A 22,823-nucleotide genomic window follows, 5' to 3' on the forward strand; every position below is an offset into this window, starting at 1 on the left:
AGCTTTAAACTATATAACGATATATTAGCATTTTTACCCTGACAAAAATAACTTAACATTGGTAAGGATTTTACGAGCGTTGTTTTCATAATTATCTTGTTAAAGTAAAGTTCAGAGATAATTATTGCTTTTTTATAAGGCGGGTTAATACCAACAAAATATTATTCTAGTTATATGGAGGTAAGAACTCCAACTAACAGATTATTAAAAACCACAAAAAACATGTCTGCCAGACTCAAAAGAATATTTCTGTATCTTTAAAATACTCACAACAAAAAGACAGAACATTTATGAGTGTCATAAATGTTCTGTCTTTTTGTAATTCCTCGATTTAGATCTGTTAGACTCTCAAAAGTTTAGTATCCAGGATTTTGAGGAAACGATGCTGCGCCACCTTCTGTCCGGTCAATCTGAGTTTGAGGGATAGGCCGAAGCAAGTGAATTGTTTTCACATTAGGTGCTGCTTGTGGATTATATTTTTTAACACGATCAACCAGATTCCCCCAACGTTTAAGATCCATCCAACGGGTTTGTTCTCCTAGCAATTCCCGGCCTCTTTCTTCCATCAGCATTTCCATGGTCATATCAGATTCTTTAATTTCCATAGCTGCTGTTTTTCCTGAGAAAGCTGCTCTGCGACGAACTACATTCAATGCTTCCATAGCTTCTTTAGTTTTACCCAGAATTAACTGAGCTTCTGCAAGCATCAGATAGGTATCAGCCAGACGGAAAACCATGTAATCCCTGCTCCCTGCTTCATAAGTTCTGTCAGGACGGAGAGGATCCAGAAATTTTTTCAAAGTAGGAAACAAAGCTTCGTCGTAACGTGTAGGCACTAAAACCTGATAAGGTTTCTTAGCTCTGTCTTCCTTGGTCATTTCATAGCCAGGTATGAAGATGGCAGTATCGCCTGTTTTGAAAGTAACCTCAGTTTTAGAATTATCAAAAACATTGGTGAACTTACCTGGATTATTGGCAATCCAGGTATCCTTAAAGGTCTTTTTGTAACGGGAATCGTTGACCCGGTCCTTGAAAACGGTTTCGAGACAATAGCTCGTTGGGCGTAATCTCTTGAAAGGACGTCCATTTATAACATCACGAACCATACCCGCTTGTACATCGTATTGCATACCGAAGTAAAGGTGAAGGCTATTTCCACCGCCATTGGTTAAGGCATCAGTGGTATACTGGACTGAAAAAATAACTTCGTCATTGATTTGATTTGACTGATCGAATACACTGGCAAAATCCGGAAGCAACTTAAACGTATAGTTATTGATCACATTGGAAGCATAAGTAGCTGCTTTTTGATAATCATCAGCCGCTTTTGAGGATGAATTACCTTTTGCAAGGTAAACCTTGGCCAGCATATTTTCTGCTGCCGGTTTCGTAACTCTTCCATAGTCGGTCCCTCTCGATTTGGCCTCCAGATCAGGTAATGCAGCTTCCAAATCAGCAATGATCGCTTTGTAGATATCGGCTTCTGACGCTCTGGAGGTCTTTTTTGTAGGTTCCAGGGTTTCAGTCAGGCGAAGGTCTACACCACCATACTGCTGTAAAAGCAAAAAGTAATAATGAGCTCGAAGAAATTTCATTTCAGCGACACGTAATTTTTTGACAGCATCACTAACCGTTGCCTTAGGAGCTCTTTCTATGACCGCATTACACGTGTTAATACCTCTGTAAGTTTCATCCCAAATTACTGCCAGATAATCAACCGTAGGTTGAAGTTGAGCATCATAAAAATGAAAACCTTTGTATCCTCCATCAGCTCCTGTTGCATACAGATCAGTCCCAAATTCCGTAACAGTCAATCCCTGCTGGGTACCGTAGTAATTTCTAAGGGAAGAATAAGCAGCTTTCGCAGCGTCTTCAAATCCTTTTGGTGTATTAATATAATCGTTACCAATACTGGATACCACCTCCTCTTCAAGTACATCACTGCAGGATTGACCCACGATGAATAATACCAAAAGCCCAAGGGTTTTGATCGATTTGTTTATATATCGTTTTTTCATTTTTTTAAATATTAAATCAATTTGGATTAAAACTTCACATTTAGTCCCACCGTAATTATTCTTGTGGCAGGTGTAATATTTCCACCTACCGATGAGCTGTTGTTACCTCCAGTTGGGCTTGTCGAAGATTCCGGATCCACTCCGTTGTATTTTGAGCGATATTTAGACCATATTTTAGGTTGTTGAATACTTGAAAAAATACGTAAAGATTCCAACCCTAATTTCTTAGTCAGCTTGTCACTGAATGTATAACCAAAATTTATATTTCTGATTTTAACAAATGATCCGTCATAATAAATGATCGCTGTGTTATTGACAGGGAATTCCTGGTCTTTGTTAGGCTGAGGAAATTCGTTCGTGGGGTTGTTGGGAGTCCAATAGTCAACGTACATCTGTTGGTATCTTCCCGCCAAAGCATTATTGTTTTGATGGAAACCACTGATGATCTTCTGTCCAATCCTTGCATAAATGAAGAACGAAAGATCCACTCCTTTGTAGGAAAGACGATTGGTGATACCACCACTCCAATCCGGAATATCGGATCCGAGTTTCACGCGGTCGTCTGCATTAATTTTACCATCACCATTTTGGTCTTTTACCTTAATCTGTCCTACACGACTTCCATATGACTTTGCCTGATCGGCTTCATTAGTTTGCCAGATACCTGCTTTTTCGTAATCGAAATATTCTGATAAAGGCGAACCAATAAACCACTTATTCCCTAGATCGTCTTTAGCACCGTTGTAAAGAGATATAATCGCTTCTGTATTTTTTGTAAACGCAAAATCCGTTGACCATTTAAACCCACCTTTGGTATTAACGTTAATTGTGCTAACGCTAAGTTCCAGTCCTCTGTTTCTTGTTTCACCTACGTTACGTGTAACTGAATTAAATCCAATCGAGGCAGGAAGTTGGTCAGAAAGCAACAAGTCGGTCGTATTGGTTTGATAAAGCTCAAGAGATCCCTGAACCCGTCCTTTTAGAAAACTGAAATCGAGACCTATGTTTGTAGAAGCAGATGACTCCCACTTCAAATCAGCATTTCCTATTGTACTAGGCCGATATCCGTAGGCAGCTGTGTTGTCCCATGCGTAAATTGTGCGCCCCAGAAGACCCTGTGTCTGGAAAGGTGATACACCCTGATTACCCACAATCCCATAACTAACTCTGAGTTTTAATTGATCAAGCCAGTTAATCCCTTTCATGAATTCTTCATTAGACAAGTTCCATCCCACCGCGACTCCCGGAAAAGTACCATATTTGGTATTTTCACCAAAGCGACTGGATCCATCCCGACGTGCTGTTACTGTGATGAGGTACTTGTCGTTGTAGTCATAATTGATACGCGCCATGTAGGAATTCAGCGTCCAGGGGATAAGAACACTGCCCACACCAAGTACCGAACTTGCGTTACCAACACTGTAAAATTGCTGTGTTTCAGCAGGTACTCCCTGAACGGATATTGTATTCGCCTCAAAATTCTCACGCTGAATAGAATGCAGTGCTGTAATACCTAAGTTATGTTTTACACCAAACGTTTTGTTGTAAGTTACAATATTTTCCAGTGTCCAGTTGAACCCGTACTGGTTGTAGAGAGCAGCTTGAGGATCACCGCCTTTTCTTGCATTGGTTTGAGCACCTATGAAACGGCCGCCTCTTTCAATTGCAAAATCAGGACCAAAATTGACCCGGTATTTCAACCCGTCAATTAGTTTTATTTCCGTGTAAAGACTATTTAGAATTCTATATTTTTTACGCTGGTCTACCTGAGCACCTGGTACTATTTCTGCTAACGGATTCGTCAAAAGTGCATCATTGGTCGGGGCAAAGATAATTTTACCGTTATCGTCATAGGCCTTACCTAACGGATTCTGATTCAGTGTAAATGAATAGGGGTTCAAATCGGCACCGTTCCGCACAGAATACATAAGGTAAGAAGAAATTCCTACTTTGACACGGCTATTAATGTTGTGATCAATATTTGCCCGCAAAGAAGTTCTTGTGTAGTCCAGACCGGCAGAAATTCCTTTATCCTTGAAAAAACTTCCGGAAATGTAAAACTGTGTTTTTTCATTTCCGCCCTGAACACCAAGAGAGTGATTTTGCTGGAACCCTTTTCTTAAAATCATCGATTGATAATCTGTCGTACGATTATTTGCAATACCGTCCAGTTCTACTGCTTCGAACAACTTGGAATCAGCAAAAGCATTGCTCTGACCGCTTGGCACTGCATTTCCATTTTCATCCTTATAGGTACTCCCTGATACAATTCCTCTGCGTGATTCCCGGATATACTCTGCAAACTCAGGGCCTGAGAATAATCTGACCTTGTCAAGAGCCTCGGTCACACCCACATAAGTATCGTAACTTATAGTTGTTTTACCTTTGGCTGCTTCTCCTCGTTTTGTGGTAATCAGAACAACGCCATTCGCTCCCCTAGCTCCATAAATAGCTGTGGCTGTGGCGTCTTTCAGAATCTCCATTGAGGCCACATCGTTGGGATTCATATCTTCATAACCACCTGATGTAAAATCAAACGGGCGTCCGCTGGACATCAATTCATTGCGGTCGCCTGCCAGAGGAATACCATCCACTACATATAAAGGATTATTTCCGGCATTGAAAGAGCGACGTCCCCGGATCAATACCTTTGGAACTGTTCCCGGCTTACTACCGGACTGCGCTACATCTACACCAGCAACACGACCCTGCATAGCCTGTCCGATGTTTGTAATAGGCATTTCACTGATTTGCTTAGCTGAAACAGAGGAAATCGCTCCGGTAGTCTGGCTCTTTTTCTGGGTACCATAACCCACAACAACAACTTCCGTAAGATTCTTTAAATCGCTAACCAGTGCAACACTTATAGTGCTTTTTGACCCAACAGGTACTTCCTGTGATACAAACCCAACGGATGAAAATACAAGTACGGCTGAGTTGTCAGGTACATCGATTTTAAATTTACCATCAGCATCTGTATTGGTTCCCACTCTGCTTCCTTTCAATACCACGGATACACCTGGAACCGGTGTATTATCTTCAACGGATAATACTTGTCCTGATATCGTTTTGTCAATCGCTGTTTCTTTCGATGACTTTCCTGAACTCATTGGCGAACCGTGCGCCGAAAAGCTCAGGCTCATGACACCCATTACGGCACAGCCGAACAAGTATTGCCTAATGCACGTAAAGTTTTTTTTCATACTGTATTGTGACTTTTAGAATTAAAAATGTTTTAAAACTCAATCTTGCTGACGAGGAAACTCTCTCTTACCCCTATAAATGATTTAATTTTTTCATAAAATATTTATAGTGCCTTTGGGTCATTTTTATTCATTTAGAATTATGTCAGGTTTTGTTATTAAAAAAATACGATTAAAGAAAAAAGAAATTTTAGAATAATTCTGAGTACTCATGGAGGTTACAGCTGGAAACCTATATCCGAATAGTCAGAAATCCCGATTTTTTAAGTATTTACAGCGAAACAGGTAAATAATATATTTTAGAAAATACACGCTTGATTAATGAAAGCAACAGAAATTAAAATTGCCGGTTTACTCTTGTTCAAGCAATATATGCTTATTGAACAAAACCAATAAATCTAGTTTTTTGCACACAAAGTACAATTTCTAATTTCTGGTTGAGATTATAGAAAGGAAAAGACATTTGAAAAGGAAAGATGAATTTTATTTATGCAATCGTTATCGGGAACGTTGCCATTATTGGCATCATCGAATATTTTATAGTAAAATACTGATAATTAAGGGTAAGATACATTTTAAAAAGAAAAATTAAAAGTTTGTAAAATTGCACTTTATACAGAATTAGTACAAAGTAAAAGGTCCCGAAGTTTTATTGATATTACTCAAAAAATCCCTTTTCCAAATTCTAAAAATATCCTTAAAACCAAAAAACAATTAACAAATAAAGGAATTTGCAGGGCTTAAAAAGCGTAGAAACAGTGTATTCGAAGATACTTTTTTTGACACTTTCTGAGTATTAAGATGCTAAAAAAAGTCTGTTTTTTTTCAAATTGCAGTGCAAAGGCAGGACGAGATTATCTGATGAAGATCAGGAAAATGAAGCATAAAATTCCAATCAAAGCCATGGATATAACACCAAGAATAATGTTCTTTGGCCTCAGTATTTCTGCAAAAGGTTCTTGCGGAGCGTCGCCTGTTTCCCTCTCTTTAATAATTTCCAAAGAAGTCCTTATACGGTCCCACAATGAATTAACATCCTGATTAGAAAGTATTTCAGGCTTCCACTCTGAGGTAATTAAAACTAATTCACGCGCTTTTTCAATCGTATCTTTTTTATTAGGATATTTTACCATCCAGTTTTCCCAAAAAGAGCGTATAGGCGGGTCATTTGGAAAACGAACCCATCGGATAAAAAGGTTTTCCATCGCCAACTCTTCGGCCGAATACTCCGAATAGGGTTTCATCAGTAGCTCATTAAGAATGTTAACCGGACATTTGTCTTTTTCATAAAACAAATCACACACGGCGAATATTTAAAAATTTTACTTGGTGTCAATCTTTACATGTTGATTATTTAAAAAAGAAGGTTCTTTTGCTTTTATACTCTATTGTAATAAAAACAGATTTACAATTTCCTGTATCAGAAGCTTAAAAGTATTAACCTTACCACAAGTATGCGCCTCGTATATCCATAAAACCTCAGATTAGTAAGAAATTAAAGCTGACTGATAGTCACTTTCCGTCTTTCAAATCAGTCTCATAAATTGAAAAGATAAAAATCCGGTTGAGCCCGTGCACCTAAGTTGTTAATTAATAGCCCCGTCATAATTACCAAATTGCATTTTTCATTAACTTTACGGACATTTTCACAGAGATTTAGTACCAAATTACATACAATGACTTCGCATCAGATACGCCAGTCTTTTCTGGATTTTTTCCGCAGTAAAGGTCACCTTATTGTTCCTTCCGCTCCTTTGGTAGCTAAGAATGACCCCACCCTGATGTTCAACAACTCGGGAATGGCCCAGTTCAAAGATTTCTTTTTGGGTAACGGTACACCGCCTTCACGTCGTATTGCCGATACACAAAAATGCCTTCGGGTATCAGGTAAACATAATGATTTAGAGGATGTTGGGTTTGACACTTACCATCACACGATGTTTGAAATGCTGGGAAACTGGTCATTTGGAGACTATTTTAAAAAGGAAGCCATTACCTGGGCCTGGGAATTATTGACGGAAGTTTACAAGCTGCCAAAAGAAAGACTTTATGTATCTGTTTTTGAAGGCGATGCCAAAGATGGTGTTCCTTTTGATCAGGAAGCCTGGGATTTGTGGGTACCGATTGTAGGTGAAGACCGTATTATTCTTGGTAATAAAAAAGACAATTTCTGGGAAATGGGCGATACCGGCCCATGCGGACCTTGCTCCGAAATCCATATCGATTTACGTCCGCAGGCAGATGTGGATTCCATATCCGGAAAATCGTTGGTCAACAATGATCATCCGCAGGTTGTAGAGATCTGGAACCTCGTCTTTATGCAGTTTGAGCGTAAAGCTGATAGTTCATTGATTCCGCTTCCCGCTACACATGTGGATACGGGAATGGGTTTTGAAAGACTTTGTATGGCCGTTCAGGCAAAAATGTCAAATTATGACACCGATGTTTTCCAGAATACAATTCAGGTTTTGGAAAAATTATCGGGGAAAACATATGGCAGCGATGAGCCTTTCACGGACATTGCGATGCGTGTTATCTCTGACCACATTCGTGCGGTTGCTTTTGCTATTACCGACGGACAATTACCTTCCAACGTAAAAGCGGGTTATGTGATCCGCCGGATTTTACGCCGTGCCGTTCGTTACGGATATTCTTATCTGGGCTTTTCTGAACCATTTTTCCATAAATTGATACCTGTTCTTTCTGAACAATTCAAGGATGTTTTCCCTGAACTCACTTCACAGGAAGAATTTGTTACCCGTGTGATTCTGGAAGAAGAAAAAAGTTTTCTGCGGACGCTTGAATCAGGATTGAAACGTCTTGATATCATTATGACTGCGTTGAAAGAAAAAGAAACCAATGTGATTGCTGGCGATGAAGTTTTTGAACTGAGCGATACATTCGGATTTCCGGTTGATTTGACTGCATTGATCGCAAGAGAAAAAAGTTTTATTATTGACGAAATCGGTTTTCAGGATGCACTGGCAGCTCAAAAAGCAAGATCACGCCAGGATGCGGCCAAAGAAGCAACCGACTGGATTGAGCTTCGTGAGTCGGATGGTGTGGAGTTTTTAGGATATGATTTTGAAGAAACGCATAGTCATATTGTAAAATACCGAAAAGTAAAAACCAAAACCGGCGACGAATATCATATCGTGCTCGACCGCACTCCTTTTTATGCCGAAATGGGTGGACAGGTTGGTGATACCGGAACACTTCATTTCAATGTAAATGGAGATTCCAGAGTTGTAAACATTGTTGACACGAAAAAAGAAAATGATCTTTTTGTACATATTTCAAAAGATAAAAACCTTGACGATGCTCTGCAAAATGCAGGAATCGTTGTGGCTCATATCAATGAAGAACGTCGTAATAAAATAAAGGCAAACCACTCGGCAACGCATTTGATGCTGTCATCGATGCGTGAAGTATTGGGTACGCATATCGGACAGAAAGGTTCGTATTTGAATGATGAATTGTTGCGTTTTGACTTTTCACATTTTTCAAAAGTTACGGACGAAGAACTGAAAAAAATCGAAGACCGGGTTAATGAAAAAATCCGTGAGAATATTCCGTTAAAAGTTATGACCAATGTGCCAATCCAGGAAGCTATTGCTATGGGTGCTACTGCCACATTTGGTGAAAAATATGGTGATTTTGTAAGAGTTATTATTTTTGATCCTGAATTCTCTTTTGAACTTTGCGGAGGAACACACATTCCTTCGACCGGTGAAATCGGTGTTTTCAAATTCATTTCGGAAGGTTCGGTTTCTGCTGGTGTACGCCGGGTGGAAGCGGTGACGGGTGAAAAGGCATTGGAAATAATGCGCGGGCAGGAAGAAACACTGGTGCAATTAAAAGATCTATTAAAAGGTCCGAAGGATATTGTAAAGGCCGTTGAAAATTTGTTGGAAGAACGTACTTTGTTGCAAAAACGCATTGAAGCACTGGAAAATGAAAAAATCCAGAGCTTGAAAGTGCAATTGCTGGATAAGGTAAAAAGCTACCAAAGCTTTAATCTGATCATTGAAAAAGTGAACGTACCAAGTGCTGAATCACTGAAACAGCTTTCGTACGAACTTCGTGAGCAGGTTGAAAACCTTATCGCTGTTTTCGGTACTGATATTGCCGGAAAACCTCAGATCTCTGTTTTCATCGCTGAAAATGTTGTTCAAAGTTCGGGCCTGAACGCGGGTACTATTGTTAAGGATCTTGCGAAGGAAATCCGTGGTGGTGGAGGCGGTCAACCGTTTTTTGCAACTGCGGGCGGTTCAGATGCAAGTGGTCTTGATAAGGCATTGGAGAAAGCCAAAGGCTTATTTTAACAAAAAATGGATACACAAAAAAAGCGGAACTGATTTGGTTCCGCTTTTTTTGTGCCTTACTATACTTTATTCTTTCGTAGACAATTGTCCGCGGATCGCTCCGTTCGGATATCCTTTTGTATGAATGTTTACATAGTACAAACCGGCTTTCAGGTCAGCAGCCTGATCTGCCGTTAATGTATCTGTAAATGCAAAAGGGTTGGTAAATGTAGTCCCGAAATCAATCACAACTGCACCTGTTGTATCGACAGCCCCTTTATGAATATGCCATGCAGTTGGTATAAAGGCATGGGTTGAATCGCCAGCTGTTGAATCCACTGCGGCTGTGTCGCTGTAAGCAATGTTTAATTTCAAAATATTAGTTTCCTGATCTAAGGTTCCGTCCACGGAACCAGTAGCGGTTAACGTGTTGGCAGGTCTCTCATTTGCTCCTGAAAGTGTGGTGCTAACTTTTAAAGTTGGTAAAACATTTACAGGCGGTGTTACATCATCGTCGTCATCCTTACAGCCCCATGCAACACCCAAAATGCAGATTCCTATAAACGCAAATTTCTTCATACTCGTCAATTTGTTCATACTCGTTGATTTTAGTGAAAAATTGGTTATCAACGGTGCACTATAAAAAATAATACCAATTCATGGAAAAAGTATAAGTATGTACTACCAAAGGTTTAAACAAACATGAGTCAATCAGCAAATTGTAGACCTTGTCCCCTTTTTGATGAATAAAGCGACAAATTGAGAATCTTTTAAATCTAATGAACCATTTACTGAAAATGTCTCAAGATCTATCATTTTTACTCAAAGAAAGTTCTTTTGATAAGATTAAAAAATGTACTGGACGCCAACATTAAAACCAAGGTAAAGTCCCGTAAAATCCTTAGTATTTCTCTGTTTCCAGAGATAATGACTGATCAGATCATCTCCTTTGTCTCTCGAATATTTTACAAAATTAAGTGAAGGCCCCGCAAATATTTCGAGATTTTCAGCTAATCTGAACGTGGGTAGTATACGTAAAGTATTTTTAAAATAATCACCTCTTTTGAAATCTGTTAACACCAAATTTGCCAACTCGGCGTTAACCCTTAATTTTTCTGCAACCGGAATGTGAGCCCCCAAGCCAGCCTCCAAACCGTAAAGGGATTTATTGCCGCTTTTGAAATTATACCCAACTCCCAGTATGCCATATAACACTCTGCCTCCCGACCTGAACGAAGCAATGGTTGTTGCAGTTTCATCCACTGTAATACCAACTGACTTTTCTCCATTTTTTATAAAATTTAACAAAGCGATAGGATAATCGCTACTATCAGCAATATTGATCAATCCGGCAATTTGAACGCCTTTAACTTTTTTCGCTAAATTGACAAACCCGGAAATCTGGCTGTTTACATCTTTGGACTTATTTAAAAATCCTGCTATCTGGACGCCTTTAACTGACTCACGGGTAATATTGCTGAACCCGGCAATCTGTGCAGGACCTGCACTTTCACTCAAATTCAAAAAACCAGCAACAGGTAATCCTTTGGCATTGTGTCGGATAATATTCATGAAACCGGCTACCTGAACGCCATCGGCAGACTCTCCTATCACATTGGCTACGCCGCTGATTTGAACTCCTTTTGCATTTTCTTTGATAACGGTAGCCACACCCGCAATCGCAACTCCAGTCTCATTTTTTGAAATACCACTTATGGCATGAAGAGAAAATTTATTTGTAAATTCTCCGGCATTCAGTCCGTTTGAGCTAATAGGATAAATTAGGCCTATGTGCATCAAACGTGTTTTTTCATTTTGTGCCAAAACGGAGAGTGAGAAACAAATTAGCACTAAACTCGAGGCCAGAGATATTTTTTTGAAATTAAAATAGATGTTCATTGTGTTGAAATTAAATGATAGCTAAAACCACGGCAGACAGAATTTATAAATTGCAGGCCTTCAATTTATTTCTGTTTCCGCTATATATTTTAGACAATCGAGTTTGGCGATACCCTCATTTCTTTTGAAAAATTTTTGATAATGCCGTGGGCTAAAGCCCGGAAATGAGTTGGGATTTCTAACACTCAGTGTTTCAACATTGTGTTAATGATTTGGCCAGAAAGATGGTTATGTACGGAAAATGTCTATCGGATGGCAGGAATGGTGCTTTGGGAAAATACGAGATAAAGCTATGGGCTAAAGCCCGAAAATGGGTTGGATTTCTTTACCCAGGGTTTCAACCCCGGGTAAAGAATCCCTCACCAATTCCTCAGGCTTTAGCCATTGTTTTTGTTAGTTTTATTTAAAATATCGATCCATAATTCCAGCTCAAACCACCTTGCCAACCCACCCATGCATATCCATTTTGGCGCATTTTAAATCGCAGAAATCCTTTGTCAGAAAAGGACTGATAATTGCTTTTAAATTCCTTTTGTTCAGGATAATATAGAGAGAAAGCGGGTCCTGCACTTAATGAAAGTGATTTACTCAACTTGATATTCAGCCCGGTTTGGAAGCGGTAAAGTACCGGCAGATTTTTCCACGACCCCAGATAAATATTATGATCTGTGATTTCAGTATTCAGCGTGATATTTTTGTTGATTTTAAATTCCCTTCCGATACCAAAACCGAAAGTATATGCCTTGCTTCCACCAATGGATGAGCCAACTGTAAAAATGTTATAGAGCTTTTTACTCCCCGACTTCCAGGCAATATTTAAGGGCAGTAATTCATTTCCATAAACAGAAACTGTTCCTTTTCCGTTTTTTACAACATTTATCAACCCAAAACTGTAACCCGAAGAACTGTCTGCCAGGTTCACAATACCAATCTGGACACCTTTGAGATTTCTGGCATAATTAAATAAACTAGCAAGCTGCAAACCACTTGTTTCTTTCTTGCTGATATTTCCAATGCCGCTGATTTGAGATCCGGAAACACTTTCACTTCCAATATTCACGCCACTGGTAATCTGAAATCCATGTAATTCCTTGCTGGATTTATTGAAGATTCCGCTTATTTGGCCACCGTCTATTTCTTCCTTGGCAATATTGCCCACACCCGAAACCTGAAGACCTTTCAAATGCCCGGAAACTTTATTAAATACACCAGCCAGTTGCACTCCTTTCAAATTCCCTTTTGTCCAACCTGCAAAACCGGATAATTGTACGCCAACCAAAGAATCCAAAACCTGATTGTAAACACCTGCCACCTGTACACCTGAAAGATGACCAGCGACCGCGTTGAAAGTTGATGCAATCTGTAAATATCTTACATCCTTTTTTGATATATTGAAAAGGCCTCCAATTTCAACACCATTTACCCCGGCAGTATAGCCTCCATAGATATTTATGGAAAGCTTATTTACAATCTGCGAGCTCAATCTCCCATGAGAGCTTAAACCTGGCGTTAAAGAAATCTGGTATGGCAATGCTATGAAAAACTTGCTGATATTCCGGCTTTGCAGACGCAGCCGGGAAGAAACGAACAACCTTGTAAGCCAGGAATTACCTCCGTCCGAATATTTAACAATAAGCGTATCCAGGTCAATTGCTTTTGGACTTATCGTAATATTTAAAGGAGAAGCTAATTCAGTATTTACGATAACGATGGTATCCGCATAACCTACCTTACTCACTGTTAACAAGATAGGAAAATTCCGGTCACGTATTTTCAGTTTAAAAATACCTGCATCATCTGTCAAAGACGAAACCAACAATTGCCTGGAATAAACGCTGGCATAATCCACGGTTTTCCCGGATTCGTTATCAATGATTTGTCCGGCTAAATGATAAAACTTCTCTTTCGCCGCTTTTTGAATAATAATAAAATCTCCGGATTCCTTAAATTGATAATTTCCTCTCAGCATCGCGTCCAAAACGTGTTTAACGGATTTTGAATGCATCGAGATCGTAACCAGACTATCTCCCGCAATAATGTCACTGTTGTAAGAAAAACTAAAATTCCCCTGATCACCAATCGTCTTTAAAACATCCGAAACGGGCTTATTTTTGACCGAGACTGAAATACTTCGATTCAGTAAATTTTGGGCATAACAAACCGACAGCATTAAAGATAATGCTACAACCATGTTGATTCTGAAAAGAACATGAATCCGGTTCATCCTAAAAACAGCATTGAAAAAACCAGAGATCTAATATTCCTGATCGAAAGAGTACATCATAAACTAAAAATTGCGCAGCAAATATTACCCCAAAATCCCTGAAAACAACTTATGATATAATACGATGACAATCGGATATGGCCAAACCCCCACTTCCCACCGACAATTTTTTTTCCACAAAAAGCATTAAAAATAGAAAGGACCGCAAAATAGTTTTGCAGCCCTTTCCATTTTTCCTTAAACCAATCCAGCAAATCAAGGTTTTTTACCTGCTTTCAAAGAGTCTTTTTTGTTGCCTTTAAATCTTTTGTCAGGTGTTCCGTCCTTTTTCAGATTTTTGTTTTCTGCATAACGTTTGTCAAGTGTTCCATCCTTTTTTAATTTAGCCCCTGGCTGCGCAGCGGCGGCATTTGTTTTGACATCAACCTTGGTTGTAGTCGCGTCCTTATCCGTTTTCTTTTTCGTTACAGTCGTTTTTACCGCAGGCGTTGCAGTTTGAGCAAAAGTTGTTCCGGTAATAGCAAGGAACAAAATCAACATAATCGCCTTCAAATTTTTCATTTCTAAGTCTGTTTTTAGGTGTGACATTGGAATTAACTGCGGCTAATATACGAATTAGTCCAAAAAATTAGCATCCTTTAAAAAGCCTTTAAAGTCTTATTAAAATTTTATTAGACAACCCCCCAAGACCTAACTATTAATTTCCTCTAAAAAAGTCATCCCAACGCAATCAGGAGCATTATTGACTGTTTTATTTCAAAAATTATATCAATCTAGATATTACCTTATGATTCAAATATTAATAAAATTTAATGCTTTTTTAACAAAAAAAACAAAGCCATGAGAAAGTTCCTCATGGCTTTGTAACTATATATATTCCTTTTTCAATCTTAACTTTTTTTCCACAAACATTCTCGTGATTCGGTATACCTTGGTCCAACCTCTTTCCTCTTCCTAGCTTGGTTTGTTTAAAACAGTTGCTAATTTTTTTGCCTTCAGTCAGAATGATGTAAACTCTGTTGATAATATATGAGCTTAAATGTGTTACAAATAAAATAGACACCACACTATAAATCAAACTGATAATTTCTATATTTACATAGATATAATTTATACATATCTTTAAGTAGTTTTATAACAACAAATTTTCAAAATCTGGCTGTTATAAATGAACCATTAGACAAATCTTGCATGAATATTCAGCAACTCGAATATATTGTAGCCGTCGACAATCATCGTCATTTCGTCCAGGCTTCGGAACATTGTAACGTCACCCAGCCGACTTTATCAATGATGATAAGAAAACTTGAAGATGAATTAAGCGTAAAAATTTTCGATCGTACCAAACAGCCAATTGTGCCCACCGCCATTGGAAGACTGATTATTGACCAGGCCAAAACCGTTCTTTTTGAAGCGCGTCAGTTGGCCGAAATCGCTAAACATTTTAATGGTGATTTATCAGGAGAACTTCGGATCGGTATTATTCCTACTATTGCGCCCTACCTTCTGCCGCATTTGGTACAGCCATTTATTGAGCATTATCCAAATATTCGCCTTCATGTTTCCGAAATGATTACCGAGCGAATTATTTCGGAATTAAAACTGGGAAATCTGGATGTAGGTATTGTGGCATCACTTTCGGGAGACAGCGGTTTGCAGGAAATTCCATTATATAAGGAAATATTTTATGCTTATGTTTCTGAAAATACGGATTTGTTTAACAAAGAATATATACTTCCCGGAGATATTGAACCGAATGAATTATGGCTTTTGGAAGAAGGACATTGTTTCAGGACACAGATCCAGCGATTATGTGAATTAAGTCGGAGCAGCCAGTTTGGCACGAGCTTTCATTATCGCTCGGGAAGTATAGAAACACTGATCCGTATGGTAGAAAAAAATGGAGGTATTACCATTCTTCCCGAACTTGCGGTGCTGGAATTATCAGCAGAAAGAAAAAAACATATCCGACATTTTCAATGGCCTGAACCTGCAAGGGAGGTCTGTCTGGTGGTAAATCGTGAACAAGTTAAAACACGTTTGATTGACGCCCTTAAAACCGGAATAATGGACTATGCTCCCAGAGAAATCCATGAGAAAAAAGTTGAAATGCGTATTTTTTAATCATCATATTTATTTAAACTATTGCCAACCTAAATTTCGATTATGAAAGTCGCCTTTTTTAGTACAAAGTCTTATGACAAAGAATATTTCAATAAATTTAATCATGAAAATTTCCATGAGTTAACTTTTTTTGAAGTTCCTTTAAATCACCAAACAGCAAGTCTTACAGCTGGTTTTGAAGCAGTTTGTGTATTTGTTAACGATGAAATTGATGAAAAAACAATTGAAATAATCAGTGCAAACGGAATAAAAGTAGTGGCGTTACGCTGCGCTGGTTTTAATAATATCGATCTGAAATCCGCGAAGTCCAAAAATCTCAAAGTCCTAAGAGTACCTGCTTATTCGCCGGAATCTGTTGCTGAACATGCGACAGCTCTTATTCTTACTTTAAACCGAAAAACGCATAAAGCCTATAACCGCGTCAGGGAAGGGAATTTTTCCATCGAAAATTTGACGGGTTTTAATTTATCCGGAAAAACAGTTGGTGTCATCGGAACAGGCTTAATCGGCGCATCTTTTTGTAAAATAATGCTGGGCTTTGGCTGTAAAGTTTTGGCTTATGATATTCAGGAATCTGTGGATTTGAAAGAAAAAGGGGTTCAATATAAAAAACTTGAAGAGGTTTTAATCCAGAGTAACATTATTTCCCTGCATTGCCCTTTAACTCCCGAAACGGCTCATATTGTTAATGCAGGTTCTATTTCAAAAATGAAAGATGGCGTGATGCTCATCAATACCAGTCGTGGCGCTTTAATCAATGCACAAGATGCGATTGACGGTTTGAAAACAGGACAAATCGGTTATATGGGTATTGACGTTTATGAGCAGGAAGCAGACCTCTTTTTTCAGGATCTTTCAGAAAGTGTTATTCAGGACGATGTTATCGCCCGCTTAATTTCCTTTCCAAATGTGCTAATTACTGGTCATCTTGGATTTTTCACCAAGGAAGCTTTGGAAGAAATCGCAACGATTACATTGAGTAATTTATCGGATTTTGAAAATGTTTTAATGTTGAAAAATGAGATAAAAAGTTAAATAATTGCCTCTGCTAATATCAAATAACTCCCCGGCAATTTCCAGGAAACTCCCATGGAGTTAGGGCTTTGAATATTCTAATATCTATTCTATAAACAGGATACCTCTATGAGGTAAAATGGCTCTATCAGAGTTTTCTTGTTATAGAAATAATTCTAACTTCATAAAGTCCCCGGCTCCATAGGAGCCTTCTGGATTACTCAAGAAATTCTGAAAACTCTTATATACATCGTACTAACTTAAAAACGCAACAAAATTACAAATCTGCTATATAAGTCTGTCCGCCCAGATATTTCATTTGCCGTACAATCTGGTTTGTCCTTTTATTGACATAAGCCGACGGGTTTTTAATAGAAAACCGAACGGGATTTGGTAATACAGCCGCTATGCGCGCGGCTTCATAACGTGAAATATTCTTGGCCGATTTTTTGTAAAACCGCTGAGAAGCAGCTTCCACACCAAATGTCATTTTACCCATTTCTGCAACATTAAGATATACTTCCAATATCCGCTGTTTATCCCAGATTAATTCGATCAAAATCGTAAAATACACTTCCAGTCCTTTCCGAATATAGCTTCGGCCGTGCCATAGAAAAACATTCTTGGCTACTTGCTGTGAAATTGTACTGGCCCCGCGGGCACGTTTGCGTTTTTCGGTCATGGCATCGTAAATTTCATCAAAGTCAAATCCCCAGTGATTTGGGAAATTCTGGTCTTCGGATGCCACTACGGCCAAGGCTGCTTCTTTTGAAATATTATCGTAAGGCTCCCAGTCTTTATGAATTTCCGTGTCTTCATCTGCGCGGAACGCATCGATTTTTCGCGAGATCATAAAAGGTGTTACCCAAACCGGAACAAATTTTAAAACCACAACCCAAATGATGGAAATGACAAAGAAGTAAATAAGAAATTTAAACGCATAAAACAGAAAACGGCGGAGCATACAATAATTATTTCCTCAGGATAAGAAACCAAACCAATAAAAACACGTACAAAGAACAGAACAATTCAGGTTTGGACAAAGAATATTAATCCTGAAACAGCATATTTTTTCAACACACGTTATCTGCTGCGACAATGAATGAAGATCTGCTCAGTTTTATATGGCAATTTCAATATTTTGATGCCGTAAACCTGAAAAACGAAGAAGGCGAAAGGATTCAAATAATTCTTACCGGACATAAAAATGCCAATGCAGGCCCGGACTTTTCTGATGCCAGAATTCGAATTGATGGCGTAGAATGGGTAGGTTCCGTTGAAATCCACACCAAATCATCCGACTGGCTTCTACATCAACATAGTGAAAACGAAGCCTATGAAAGTGTGATCATACATGTTGTTTGGGAAAATGATGTTACAATTTTCAGGCCTGATAAAACTATACTGCCTGTGATATCACTCAAAGGCCTTGTCCGGCTTTCCATTTTGGAAAGATATTCTGCTTTAATGGATGCACGGGAATTTTATGAAAATCCGGGAATTGCCTGTCAGGAACAATTTGCTGACGTTAATGAATTGCAGAAATTCTCTATGCTCGATAGAGTTTTATTAGAAAGACTGGACAAAAAAGCGTCAAACGTACTGGAACTATATCAGGCAAATCAGCAGGATTGGGAAGAAACTGCCTATCAATGGCTTGGACAGCATTTCGGGTTTAAACTGAATGATCCGGCATTTTTGCGTCTTACACAAATCATTCCGTTAAAAATATTACAAAAGCATCGCACGCAGTCTAGCCAACTGGAAGGCTTACTTTTTGGCAGCGCCGGATTAATTCCCGACAAATCAAAAGGTGAAGAAATTGAAGACTTTTACATTGAAGCGCTTCGAAGGGAATATCAGTTTTTATCAAACAAATACCAAATTTCTCATTTGCAAATGAACGCCCATGAATTCAAATTTCTGCGTTTGCGACCAGCGGGATTTCCAACCATCCGAATTTCTCAATTTGCTGATCTGATCTCAAAAAACGGCACTTTCTTCTCTTCCATTATTTCGGCTGAAAATGTAAAATCACTTCATCAATTGTTTAATTTGAAACAATCAGATTATTGGATTCATCATTTTCAATTTGGTAAATTATCAAAATCAAATGTTCCTGTTATGGGAAAAGATGCTGTCAATCTTTTGATTATCAATGCAGCTGTTCCGCTTTTAGTCGCTTATTCCAGACAACGGCAACAGCCTGAATTGCTGGACAAAGCACTGACCTGGCTATCCGAAATTCCGGCGGAAAATAACCGCATCACGAGAGAATGGGAAATTTTGGGAATGAAAGTAAAAACAGCAGCCGATTCCCAGTCACTTATTGAATGGTACAATCATTATTGCACCAACAAAAAATGCCTGGAATGTACCGTGGGCGCAGCTTTGATCCGTTCAACCTAAACCCGGCTGATTAAATTTACTCCGGTAAGAAGAAAAACCGAACCAACTAAAAACGGAACTACGGATTCCCATTTCGAAACAGTAAGTCCCAAAACTGGTTTTTCAGAAAGAAACGCTACACAGGCAAACAACAAAACAGCAATACCCAATAAAGTAAGAAGTGCTCCGAAAAAACGTTTAAACTGTGTACTTTCCATTTTATAACTGTGAAGGATTTTGGTTTGATTTATTTCAGGTCTGCAAAAATAGAGAATACAATAATTTATTCAATATGCGTCAGGAATATAAAAGTGTATTATTGTACTGATAAACCCATTTTTTTGCCTTCTTGCACCATATAAGCATAAGCTTGTTCATATTCGTTTGGAATAATTCCTTCCAGAATTGCTTCCCGGATGATTTCTTTCATCACACCAACTTCACGTGAAGGTTTCAGTCCAAAAGTTTCAATGATAATTTCTCCGGTGATTACAGGCTGGAAACTTCTCAGTTTGTCCCGCTCCTCCAGATCTTTCAGTTTTTGTTCAACGATATCAAAATTGTGAAGAAACTTTTTCACTTTATCCGGGTTCTTGGACGTGATATCTGCCCGGCAAAGTTTCATCAATCCGTCAATATCTTCTCCGGCTTCAACCAAAAGCCTACGCATGGCTGAATCGGTAATTTCTTCACGCGACAAAACAATTGGACGCAAATGCAGTCTGACCAGTTTTTTGACAAAACGCATTTTTTCATTTTGAGGTAATTTCATTCTTCGAAAAATCACCGGAACCATTCTCGCTCCGATTTCTTCGTGATTATGAAACGACCAGCCTACTTTTTTGTCAAAACGTTTTGTAGCAGGTTTTGCAATATCATGTAAAATCGCAGCCCAACGCAGCCATAGATCATCTGTATTTTCTGAAACATTGTCCAGAACCTGTAATGTATGATAGAAATTATCCTTATGTCCTTTACCGTCTATGGTTTCAACACCCAGCAATTCAATCATTTCCGGAAAAATGATTGCTAAAAGTCCGGCATGATACAGCAATTTAAAACCGTAGGAAGGAACTGGAGACAGAATAATCTTATTTAGTTCATCAGAAATCCGCTCCATGGACACAATACTGATCCGGTCTTTCATGCTGATAATTGCATCAAAAGTATCCGGTTCAATATCAAAATTGAGTTGTGCTGCAAAACGAATAGCGCGCATCATACGCAAAGGATCGTCAGAAAAAGTAATTCCAGGTTCCAATGGCGTACGGATTATTTTCTTTCGAAGGTCTCTTATGCCTTCAAACGGATCAATCAGTTCGCCAAAATTACTTCGGCTCAGACTTATCCCCATGGCATTAATTGTAAAATCTCGACGGTTCTGATCGTCTTTTAACGTACCGTCTTCTACCGCAGGCTTGCGGGAATCGGGGCTATATGATTCTTTTCTTGCTCCAACAAATTCTACTTCCAGATCACCCTGACGGATCTGCGCCGTTCCGAATGTCTTGAAAATACTGACGTGTACATCCGGGCCAAGCTGCTGTGCTACAAGCTCAGCCAACTCTATTCCGCTTCCGATAGAAACGATATCAATATCCTTACTTGGTCTTTTAAGGATCAGGTCACGGACGAAACCTCCAATTATATATGCTTCCACACCCAGCTCTGACGAAGCCTGGGCAACAATTTCCAGTATAGGGTAATTTATTAGCTGCTCTTTAAAATTCATACCCCAAAGGTAAGAAATTCTTGTTCTCTACATTTATTGAGAATTTAACGTCTTCTTAAAATTAAACCCGGTTTAAATGTTTATAGCATCTTGAAAGTACATCTGGTTGTTATAAATAGCTTCACATCTTTACATTTACTTTACATTAAAATAGCAGCGAAATCAGAATTTTAGATGATTTTTGATTTAATATTCATGATACTGAATCATTTTCTATAATGAAATATATTCTTTCAAATTTTCCCAAATACTTGATTCCAGTTTTATTCTTAATCAATTTAACGGGAAAGGCTCAAAATAATTCGATCCAGCTCATTGCACACAGAGGAGGTGTTGTGGACAGTTCGTTTACCGAGAACGGATTACCTGCTTTGAAAAAAGCAATGGAAGATAAATATGCGATGATTGAAACGGATATGCGTGTCACCAAGGATGGAGTACTGATAGCAAACCACGATGCAGATTTTGAAAGATATTACGGATTAAAAGAAAAAGTAACAGAAATGAATTGGGCTGAGATTCAAAAATTGTCCAGCAAACTTGACGGAAATACTCCATTAAAACTGGAATCGGTTCTTCAATTTTGCGCTAAAAATCACATGAATGTGATGTTGGATAATAAAATTGAAGGTTTGGATACTTCGGTATTCAACAAATTGCTGGCTCTGCTCGATCAATATCATTTACTCGAAAAAGCGCTCATGATTGGAACAGATGCTTCTACTGAATTTTTTACCGGAAAAATAAAACTAAGCTGCACAAGAAAACAGCTTGAAGAAAATAAAGCTAGAAAAGACTACAAACCTGATCATTATTTCTTATTTGAACGAGCCTCAAAAATATCTCTGGAAGATGTCAATTGGGCACAAAAAAATACAATAATGGTTGTGGCAGCAATCAACAAATTCCACTACAAAAAATCAAAAGAAATGTACGCTCAATACAAAGACGATTGTAATAAAATGATGTCTTACGGAATAAAATATTTTCAGATCGATTCCGAGTTCGCGGTTTTTCTAAAATAGCAAGAGAAGTACTGATCACCAAACCCACTGTGATTTCATGTTTGCCTTTTGAAAAAGTGATCCTGACAACAACATAATCGTCAAATGAACTGGTCCCAGCAGAACAGTTGTTATGACCAATGCGACCAGCAAGACAATTCCGATAATTGTACGTATTAAAAACTCAGTAAAGATGATCATGCTAATAGAAAGGATTTACCGTGAAAATTTGGTAATCGTGACTGTAACAGCCACATATATATATAGAAATACGTTGAATAAATTGGATTAGATCGAGGAAGAGGATATTAAAATCAAAAATAGACTAAAAATTATTGAAATAGTAACTTCAAGGATATATAATAACGCAGAGTAAAACAAAGATATTAACAACTCTTTGAATATCAAATAGTTGTTAATAAATAGATAAAATAAATTAATTTTAGTAAAAAAGCAAGATTAATAAAAAACCCTGAAAACTAACTATTTACCATGAAAAGAGCAGATTGCGGGAAGCGGCTAAAAAGTTCTTTTTTTAAATCATCACTGATATTTAGAGACGAGATCGCTTTGTCCATACATGTTAGCCAGGCAATTGCATCTTCTTCCGTAATTGGATGTGGAATATGGCGTGCTCTTAATCTGGGATGACCGAAAACCTCTGAATATAAGGATGGGCCTCCCAAAAACTGAGTCAGAAAAAGGCGCTGTTTTTCTTTGATTTCATCTTTATCGTTTTTGAAAAGACGCGAAATCAGTTCATGTGCAAATACGTAATCGTAGAACCGATCCGTTAGCAATCTCAATGTTTCTTCCCCGCCGATACGGTTATATAATGATAAACCTTCCATGGGTTAAAATTCGGATTAAATAATAGAAATCACAAGTGTGGATCAACGTCTTGTAGTTCAAT

16 protein-coding genes are annotated in these 22,823 nt (G+C 38.3%); 5 read left to right on the forward strand and 11 right to left on the reverse strand.

All coding sequences use genetic code 11. The annotated features are described in order from the left end of the window. Positions 1 to 356 precede the first annotated feature (356 nt). The 3 genes from FZF08_RS01420 to FZF08_RS01430 form a co-directional block, all read right to left on the reverse strand. Positions 357 to 2,018, reverse strand: coding sequence for a RagB/SusD family nutrient uptake outer membrane protein (locus FZF08_RS01420; RefSeq protein WP_159466833.1), 1,662 nt, complete (start codon positions 2,016 to 2,018; stop codon positions 357 to 359). Positions 2,019 to 2,044: 26 nt separating this feature from the next. Next, complete coding sequence (locus FZF08_RS01425) at positions 2,045 to 5,128, reverse strand: TonB-dependent receptor (protein WP_229216405.1); 3,084 nt, start codon at positions 5,126 to 5,128, stop codon at positions 2,045 to 2,047. A gap of 947 nt (positions 5,129 to 6,075) precedes the next feature. Then, positions 6,076 to 6,465 (reverse strand): hypothetical protein, encoded by a 390-nt coding sequence (locus FZF08_RS01430; protein ID WP_159466834.1) that lies wholly within the window; start codon positions 6,463 to 6,465, stop codon positions 6,076 to 6,078. Positions 6,466 to 6,897: 432 nt separating this feature from the next. On the opposite strand from FZF08_RS01430, the gene alaS reads away from it, so the two are divergent. After that, positions 6,898 to 9,546: an alanine--tRNA ligase gene (alaS, locus tag FZF08_RS01435; protein WP_159466835.1), complete on the forward strand. Its 2,649-nt coding sequence runs from the start codon at positions 6,898 to 6,900 to the stop codon at positions 9,544 to 9,546. 66 nt (positions 9,547 to 9,612) lie between these two features. Here alaS and FZF08_RS01440 read toward each other — a convergent pair whose 3' ends face one another. The 4 genes from FZF08_RS01440 to FZF08_RS01455 all read right to left on the reverse strand — a co-directional run bounded on the left by FZF08_RS01440 (position 9,613) and on the right by FZF08_RS01455 (position 14,209). After that, a complete protein-coding gene (locus tag FZF08_RS01440; RefSeq protein WP_229216378.1) occupies positions 9,613 to 10,122 on the reverse strand; it encodes a CHRD domain-containing protein in 510 nt (169 codons plus the stop codon). A gap of 249 nt (positions 10,123 to 10,371) precedes the next feature. After that, entirely contained in the window at positions 10,372 to 11,322 is a 951-nt protein-coding gene (locus FZF08_RS01445; RefSeq protein WP_229216379.1) for a hypothetical protein, read from the reverse strand. Positions 11,323 to 11,827: 505 nt separating this feature from the next. Next, positions 11,828 to 13,648 carry an STN and carboxypeptidase regulatory-like domain-containing protein gene (locus tag FZF08_RS01450; protein WP_159466837.1) on the reverse strand — a complete coding sequence of 607 codons (1,821 nt, stop codon included), beginning with the start codon at positions 13,646 to 13,648 and terminating at the stop codon, positions 11,828 to 11,830. A gap of 255 nt (positions 13,649 to 13,903) precedes the next feature. Beyond that, on the reverse strand, positions 13,904 to 14,209 hold the full coding sequence (locus FZF08_RS01455; protein ID WP_159466838.1) for a hypothetical protein: 306 nt from the start codon (positions 14,207 to 14,209) through the stop codon (positions 13,904 to 13,906). A 630-nt stretch (positions 14,210 to 14,839) separates the two neighbouring features. On the opposite strand from FZF08_RS01455, the gene FZF08_RS01460 reads away from it, so the two are divergent. Then, positions 14,840 to 15,772, forward strand: a complete 933-nt coding sequence (locus FZF08_RS01460) for a hydrogen peroxide-inducible genes activator (RefSeq protein WP_159466839.1) — start codon at positions 14,840 to 14,842, stop codon at positions 15,770 to 15,772. A 42-nt stretch (positions 15,773 to 15,814) separates the two neighbouring features. Then, positions 15,815 to 16,807 carry a 2-hydroxyacid dehydrogenase gene (locus FZF08_RS01465; protein WP_159466840.1) on the forward strand — a complete coding sequence of 331 codons (993 nt, stop codon included), beginning with the start codon at positions 15,815 to 15,817 and terminating at the stop codon, positions 16,805 to 16,807. A gap of 256 nt (positions 16,808 to 17,063) precedes the next feature. On the opposite strand, the gene mtgA is transcribed toward FZF08_RS01465, so the two are convergent. Then, positions 17,064 to 17,750 (reverse strand): monofunctional biosynthetic peptidoglycan transglycosylase, encoded by a 687-nt coding sequence (gene mtgA, locus FZF08_RS01470; RefSeq protein ID WP_159466841.1) that lies wholly within the window; start codon positions 17,748 to 17,750, stop codon positions 17,064 to 17,066. Between the two features lie 134 nt (positions 17,751 to 17,884). Between mtgA and FZF08_RS01475 the strand changes: the two genes are divergently transcribed. Continuing rightward, a complete protein-coding gene (locus FZF08_RS01475; RefSeq protein WP_159466842.1) occupies positions 17,885 to 19,195 on the forward strand; it encodes a DUF2851 family protein in 1,311 nt (436 codons plus the stop codon). Here the strand turns inward: FZF08_RS01475 and FZF08_RS01480 are convergent. After that, complete coding sequence (locus tag FZF08_RS01480) at positions 19,192 to 19,392, reverse strand: hypothetical protein (RefSeq protein WP_137343003.1); 201 nt, start codon at positions 19,390 to 19,392, stop codon at positions 19,192 to 19,194. The two genes, FZF08_RS01475 and FZF08_RS01480, sit on opposite strands and share 4 nt — an antisense overlap. A 98-nt stretch (positions 19,393 to 19,490) precedes the next feature. Further along, positions 19,491 to 20,906, reverse strand: a complete 1,416-nt coding sequence (locus FZF08_RS01485) for a CCA tRNA nucleotidyltransferase (RefSeq protein WP_159466843.1) — start codon at positions 20,904 to 20,906, stop codon at positions 19,491 to 19,493. 218 nt (positions 20,907 to 21,124) lie between these two features. Here FZF08_RS01485 and FZF08_RS01490 point away from each other — a divergent pair, with 218 nt between their 5' ends. Further along, complete coding sequence (locus tag FZF08_RS01490; protein ID WP_159466844.1) at positions 21,125 to 21,931, forward strand: glycerophosphodiester phosphodiesterase family protein; 807 nt, start codon at positions 21,125 to 21,127, stop codon at positions 21,929 to 21,931. A 458-nt stretch (positions 21,932 to 22,389) separates the two neighbouring features. On the opposite strand, the gene FZF08_RS01495 is transcribed toward FZF08_RS01490, so the two are convergent. Next, on the reverse strand, positions 22,390 to 22,761 hold the full coding sequence (locus FZF08_RS01495) for a globin (RefSeq protein WP_159466845.1): 372 nt from the start codon (positions 22,759 to 22,761) through the stop codon (positions 22,390 to 22,392). Positions 22,762 to 22,823 lie beyond the last annotated feature (62 nt).

This window comes from Dyadobacter sp. 3J3 (genome assembly GCF_009801115.1).
Classification (GTDB): domain Bacteria; phylum Bacteroidota; class Bacteroidia; order Cytophagales; family Spirosomataceae; genus Dyadobacter.